The organism is Variovorax sp. 01T439_2 (assembly GCF_056398445.1).
Map to the genome: position 1 here is coordinate 1 of NZ_JBFTPJ010000293.1, position 6,097 is coordinate 6,097.

Consider the following 6,097-nt stretch of genomic DNA (forward strand, 5'->3'; position numbering starts at 1 on the left):
CATCCACGATCCGCTCAAGCAATGGAAGCTCAGCCCCATGGACCTGGAAAGCCGCCGCCGCTGGGAGGAATACACCAAGGCGAAGGAAATCATGCTGGAGCGCACCCACATTGCGGAAGCGCCGTGGTGGGTGGTGCAGGCGGTCGACAAGAAGAAGGCGCGGCTGAACTGCATCAGCCACCTGCTGGGCCAGCTGCCCTACCAGGAGGTGCCGCATCCGCCGGTGGAACTGCCCGCGCGCGAGCGCCATGCCGACTACCTGCGCCAGCCGGTGCCGGCCAGCATGATCGTGCCGGAAATCTACTAGGGCCTCGGCCGCTGTTTGGATGGCCGGCGCTTTGCGTCACACTGCGCCATGGCCCGCCGTTCCACCGCTTCCCTGTTCGCCCGCGCGTATGAGCGCAACCTGAAGGCCCTCACGAAGATCACGCTCGGCAACAGCAAGCGCGTGGCGGGCCAGGTGCAGCGCGCAACCGCCAAGCGGCTCAAGCCGCCGCCGGGCAAGGGCGACTGGCTCGGCGGCATGGCGCTGGGGCCCGGCGGTGCGCGCGGCTACCACCTGTTCCGCCCGGCCGGCCTGCAACTGCAGCCCGGCGAGAAGCTGCCGCTCATGGTCATGCTGCACGGCTGCGGCCAGACCGGGCGCGACTTCGCGGCCAGCACGCGAATGAACGCGCTTGCGGTGCGCCAGCGCTTCCTGGTGCTCTACCTGGAGCAGGACAGGCTGGCCCACCCCCAGGGCTGCTGGAACTGGTACGAGCGGCGCTCCGGCAAGGCCGACGCCGAGGCCGCCACCTTGATGGCGGCCATCGACCAGGCCTCGATGCTCTATCCGGTGGACCGCGAGCGCATCGCGTTGGCGGGCCTGTCGGCCGGGGCCAGCATGGCGGCGCTGCTGGCCACGCGCTATCCGGCGCGCTTTCGCGCCGTGGCCATGCATTCGGGCGTGGCGCCGGGCGCAGCGAAGTCCTCGGCCACGGCCCTGGGCGCGATGCGCGGGCAGCACGCGCCGCCGATGCCGACCACCGCGGTCGGCAAGGCCATGGGCGCGGCCGCCGTGTTCGCGACCCTGCCGCCGATGCTGGTGATCCATGGCGAGGCCGATGCCGTGGTGGCGCCGAGCAATGCCGTCAACAGCGCGGCCGTGTGGGCCACGGCCGTGGGCGCCAAGCCGGGGGCCGCGCGCACGCTGCAGCGCGGCAAGCGGCACGCCATGCGGCTGACCGAGTTCCGGCGCAAGGGCCGCACGCTGGTCGTGCTGTGCGAGATCGCGGGACTCGGCCATGCCTGGAGCGGCGGTGCCGCCCAGCTGCTCTTCAGCGATCCGGCCGGACCCGATGCCACGCGCATGGTGTGGGCCTTTGCGGCGGCGCAGTTCAAGCACGCGGCCAAGATCAAGGCGGGCCTTCCGGCGGGCGCCTAGGCGGCAGCGCCCTCGCGCGCCGCGGCGCGCCATGCGCCCGGTGCCATGCCCATGCGGCGCTTGAAGGCCTTGCTGAAGGCAGCTTCCGATTCGTAGCCCACCGCGCCTGCGATCGCGCCGACGGCCGCATGGCCCTGGCCCAGCATGTTGCCGGCCTTGAACATGCGCCACTGCGTGAGGTATTCGAGCGGCGCCTGGCCCACGCGCTCGCGAAAGCGCTGCGCGAAGGCCGAGCGCGACAGGCTCGCCGTCGAGGCCAGCGCTTCCACCGTCCAGTCGCGCGCCATGTCCTTGTGCATGGCGCGCAGCGCGGGGCCGATGCGCGCGTCGGCCAGCGCGGCCAACCAGCCCGTCTGCGATTCGCCATGGGCCGCCACGTGGGCACGCACCGCCTGCACGAACACGATGTCGGCCAGCCGGCTCACGAGCAGGCCCGAACCCAGGCCCGGCTCGCCGGTTTCCATCGCGAGCAGCTGCAGCGTGCCCTGCAGAGCCAAGGCGCGCGCCTCTTCCATCTTCACGTGCAGCAGCACCGGCAGCAGGTCGAGCAGCGGGCGCGCGGCACGCTGGTCGAAGTGGAACCAGCCGCAGATCACCGAGGCCGCGGTGCCCGTGCCGCCCAGCTCGACCACGCCGCCGATGCGGTCGCGCACCACCGAGGCGCAGCTCACCGTGGGCGTGTTCGGGTGGTCACGCAGCACATAGGGCGTGCCGTGCGCGAGCACGTAGCAGTCGCCGGCGGCCAGGGGCACGGGCTGTGCGACGCCCGGCGCCTCGAGCAGGCAGCTGCCGCGCACCACGAGGCCGAAACGCGCGCTCTCTCCGCCAGCCAGGCTCACGCCCCAGGGCGCGCCGGCCTCAAGCCGGGCGTACAGCGCGCTGCGCACGCGCATGGCGGCGAAAACATCGTCGAGTGGGTCCATGAAGGCTCCGGTGGCAGTGGACGAATGGACAAGATTGTCGGCTTTACGGGCATTCACTGTCCACTCGCCGCGGCGGAAACTGCGACTTCACTCTTACCGCACAGGAGCAGACACATGCATGCCGACACCCACGCCGCAGAGCTCGCCGACCGCTACGTCGCCCTATGGAACCTGCCGGACGCCGGCGCCCGCCGCGACGCCATCGCCAGCCTCTGGGTGCCGCAGGGCGAGCACTGCGTGCGCACGCTGCAGGCCAAGGGTTACGAGGCGCTGGAGCAACGCGTTGCCGGCTCGCACGAAAAGAATGTGCGCGACAACGGCTTTCGCTTCATTGCCACCGGCGATGCCCAGCTGCTGCGCGACACCGTGATGTTCCGTTGGCAGATGGTCCCTGCCGCGGGCGGCCCGGTCGCTGCGCTCGGGCTGGAGTTCCTGCTGCTGGCCGAGGACGGCCGCATCGCCATCGACTACCAGTTCATCCTGCCGACACCCGCCGCCTGATCGCTTGGACAAAGGCCGGCCATGACCTGCGAGGTCATTGCCGCCATACGCCGCCACCCCAACACTCGAGGCCACCATGACCCAGTCCAATCCCGCTGTTCCCGCCGCATCGCTTTCCTCCTCCCCTGGCATCCACGGCACGGGCGCGACGAAGCCCGGCCCGCTGGCCCTGTGGGTCATGCTCAGCGGCACCTTCCTGGTGGTGCTGGACTTCTTCATCGTGAACGTCGCGCTGCCCTCGATGCAGCGCGAGCTGCTGGCGAGCACCGCCACGCTGCAACTGGTGGTGGCGGGCTACGGCCTGGCCACTGCCGCGGGCCTCATCACCGGCGGCCGCCTGGGCGACCTTTTCGGCCGCCGCCGCATGTTCATGCTCGGCCTCCTGCTGTTCACGCTGGCCTCGGCCGCCTGCGGCTTTGCGCCGAATGCCGAGTTGCTGGTGGCGGCGCGCGTGCTGCAGGGGCTGGCCGGTGCGCTGCTGCAGCCGCAGGTGCTCGCGATGATCGGCCTGGCCTACACCGGCGAAGACCGCGCGCGCGCCTTTGCGGCCTACGGGCTCACGCTGGGGCTGGGCGCCACGCTGGGGCAGCTGGTGGGCGGCTTGCTGATCCATGCGGACCTGGCGGGGCTGGGCTGGCGCAGCTGCTTTCTCATCAACGTGCCGATCGGGCTGCTGGCGTTGGCGTTGGCACCCCGCCTCATTCCGCCGCTTGCGAACAGTGGCAGCAACAGCAAGCTCGACCTTGCCGGCATGCTGCTGGTGGCCGCGGGTTCGGTCGCCGTGGTGCTGCCGCTGGTGGAAGGCCGCCAGCAGGGCTGGCCGCTGTGGAGCTGGCTGTGCCTTGCCGCCGCGCTGCCGCTGCTCGCCGCGTTCGCTTTCCAGCAGCGCCGGCTGGCCGCGAACGGCGGTGCGCCACTGGTGGCGCCCGTGCTGCTCGCGAACCGGCGCTTCGTCATGGGGCTTTTCACCACGCTGGCCTTCTATGTCGGCAATGCCTCGCTCTACTTCGTGCTGGCGCTCTACCTGCAGCAAGGCCTGGCGCTCGGCCCGCTGAGCTCGGGCATCGTCTTCACCTCATTGGCGGTCGGCTTCTTCGCAACCTCGATGGCCGGCGCGCGCCTGGCACGCCGCTTCGGCGGCAAGCCTCCGATCGCGCTCGGCGCCCTGGTGCTGGCCGCGGGCCATGCATTGCAGTTCGTCAACGTGGCGGGGTGGGCCGGGCACACGCACGTGGCCGCGTGGATGGTGCCGCTGCTGCTGGTGCAGGGCGCGGGGCTCGGCATGGTGATGGCGCCGCTGGTGTCCACCGTGCTGGCCGGCCTGCCGCCGCAGCATGCGGGCGTGGCATCGGGCGTGTTGTCGATGGTGCAGCAGGCGAGCAATGCGCTGGGCGTGGCGCTGATCGGAATCCTGTTCTATGGGCGGCTGGGCGATGCACCGGATGCGGCGGCCTATGCGAGCGCGTTCGGTGTGGCGCTGGTGTACCTGATGGTGTCCGCGCTGGTGGTGGCCCTGCTGCATCGGCGCGCGAACCGGAAGCCATCCGCGCAAGTGTGAAGGCCGGGTCGCCATGCCAAACTCCTGGCCGCACGGCAGGAATGACATGGACACCGATCTGAACAAGCTGAATCAGGCATTGCGCGAGTTCGCCAAGGCCCGCGACTGGGAGCAGTTCCAGTCGCCCAAGAACCTCGCGTCGGCGCTCTCGGTGGAAGCGGCTGAACTGCTGGAGCACTTCCCGTGGCTGACCGAAGCGCAGAGCCGCTCGCTCTCGCCCGAGAAGCGCGACGAGGTCGGCGCCGAGATGGCGGATGTCTTTCTCTACCTGCTGCAACTGGCAGACAAGCTGGGCGTCGACTTGATCGATGCGGCACAGCGCAAGATGCTCGTCAACGCACAGAAGTACCCGGTCGAAAAAAGAAGCGAGCCCTGAGCCCGGTGTTGCCGGACTGTCCTTCGGGTATCGGATGGCGGTGCTTTCCTGATTTGGCGGCTGGGGGCGCAGGGCGCTCGCTAGTCTGCGCTGTCCTTTCATCAAGAACGAACAGGGAGACTTCGAATGCCCAAATGTCTTTGGACCGCCATTACCGCCTTGGCGCTGCTCATCACCGCATCGGCAGCCGCTTCAGCCAATCCGCTTCCGATCAACCAGTTGCCGATGTACGGCGGTCGCGTCAAGACGGAAGAGATGAAAAGCGCCGATGCCGACTTCATCGCGTCGATGGAGAAGGGTGGCCTCTCTCGCGCCGACGGAGCGAAGCAGGTGCTCGGCCGGGGTTGGGCAGCCTGGGCCAAGGGAGACACGACGACGGCAATGGCGCGCTTCAACCAGGCGTGGCTGCTGGACCCCGAGAACGGCAACGTGTATCACGGCTTCGCGCTGATCACGGCGGGTCGCGACGGCACGGCATCGGAGGTGGAGCGCTTCTTCCGATTGGCAACATCGAGGCCGAAGGTCGATGCCGAGGCCTTTGTCGACTACGGCAAGTTTCTCTGGATGGTGAAGCGGCTCGATGAAAGTCAGGCCGAGCTGAACAAGGCGCTCCGGATCTCGGCGACCGCGCGCAATGCGCGCTCCCACGTGGCTTTCACGTACTACCTGAAGAACGACTTCACAAATGCCTGTACATGGGCACGGGAAGCAAGGAACAACGGCGACGAGCTCGAGAGAGGTTTTCTCGAGGAAATGTGCAACCGCGCCGGCAAGCCGGACGAAGGGAAGCCCGCTTCCCCGGCCGGCCCACCCGCCTGAGTACCTCCGTGTACGCCACCCGGCGTATTTCTCGCGGACGGGCGAATCCGCAGACTCCCCTCCATCGTCCGGCTCGACCGGCGACCAGGTTTCAACCACCCCGGAGCAGGAGTCCACATGCAACGTCGTTTCACACTCAAGGCGCTCACCGCCGCCGTCGCCCTGGCCAGCATTTGCGCTGCGCCGGCCTTTGCCGCCGACACCATCAAGGTCGGCGTGCTGCACTCGCTGTCGGGCACGATGGCCATCTCGGAAACCGTGTTGAAAGACACGGTGCTGATGGCCATCGACGACATCAACAAGAAGGGCGGCGTGCTGGGCAAGCAGCTCGAGCCCGTGGTGGTCGACCCGGCGTCCAACTGGCCGCTGTTCGCAGAAAAGACCAAGCAGCTGCTGGGCCAGGACAAGGTCTCGGTGATCTTCGGCTGCTGGACCTCGGTGTCGCGCAAGTCGGTGCTGCCGGTGGTCGAGGAAATGAACGGCCTCTTGTTCTACCC

Annotated in this window: 7 protein-coding genes and 1 pseudogene; 7 read left to right on the plus strand and 1 reads right to left on the minus strand. The window is 68.9% G+C overall.

Translation table 11 applies throughout. The features are described 5' to 3' along the window. Together AC1DOC_RS15385 and AC1DOC_RS15390 are read left to right on the plus strand one after the other, a co-directional pair. Positions 1-307 (plus strand): annotated as a pseudogene (locus AC1DOC_RS15385) (polyphosphate kinase 2); the annotation flags it as partial. 48 nt (positions 308-355) lie between these two features. Then, a complete protein-coding gene (locus AC1DOC_RS15390) occupies positions 356-1,423 on the plus strand; it encodes an extracellular catalytic domain type 1 short-chain-length polyhydroxyalkanoate depolymerase (protein WP_015866794.1) in 1,068 nt (355 codons plus the stop codon). On the opposite strand, the gene AC1DOC_RS15395 is transcribed toward AC1DOC_RS15390, so the two are convergent. Further along, a complete protein-coding gene (locus tag AC1DOC_RS15395; protein ID WP_015866793.1) occupies positions 1,420-2,346 on the minus strand; it encodes an AraC family transcriptional regulator in 927 nt (308 codons plus the stop codon). The genes AC1DOC_RS15390 and AC1DOC_RS15395 overlap by 4 nt on opposite strands. A 114-nt stretch (positions 2,347-2,460) precedes the next feature. Here AC1DOC_RS15395 and AC1DOC_RS15400 point away from each other — a divergent pair, with 114 nt between their 5' ends. From AC1DOC_RS15400 to AC1DOC_RS15420, 5 genes are all read left to right on the plus strand, one after another. Continuing rightward, positions 2,461-2,847, plus strand: a complete 387-nt coding sequence (locus AC1DOC_RS15400; RefSeq protein WP_478079349.1) for a hypothetical protein — start codon at positions 2,461-2,463, stop codon at positions 2,845-2,847. 76 nt (positions 2,848-2,923) lie between these two features. Next, positions 2,924-4,405 carry an MFS transporter gene (locus tag AC1DOC_RS15405; RefSeq protein WP_278878247.1) on the plus strand — a complete coding sequence of 494 codons (1,482 nt, stop codon included), beginning with the start codon at positions 2,924-2,926 and terminating at the stop codon, positions 4,403-4,405. A gap of 46 nt (positions 4,406-4,451) precedes the next feature. Continuing rightward, positions 4,452-4,781 (plus strand): nucleotide pyrophosphohydrolase, encoded by a 330-nt coding sequence (locus tag AC1DOC_RS15410; RefSeq protein ID WP_478130035.1) that lies wholly within the window; start codon positions 4,452-4,454, stop codon positions 4,779-4,781. Positions 4,782-4,940: 159 nt separating this feature from the next. Further along, entirely contained in the window at positions 4,941-5,600 is a 660-nt protein-coding gene (locus tag AC1DOC_RS15415) for a hypothetical protein (RefSeq protein ID WP_478129093.1), read from the plus strand. Between the two features lie 117 nt (positions 5,601-5,717). Continuing rightward, a partial coding sequence (locus tag AC1DOC_RS15420; protein WP_478130036.1) for a transporter substrate-binding protein occupies positions 5,718-6,097 on the plus strand: 380 nt, incomplete at its 3' end.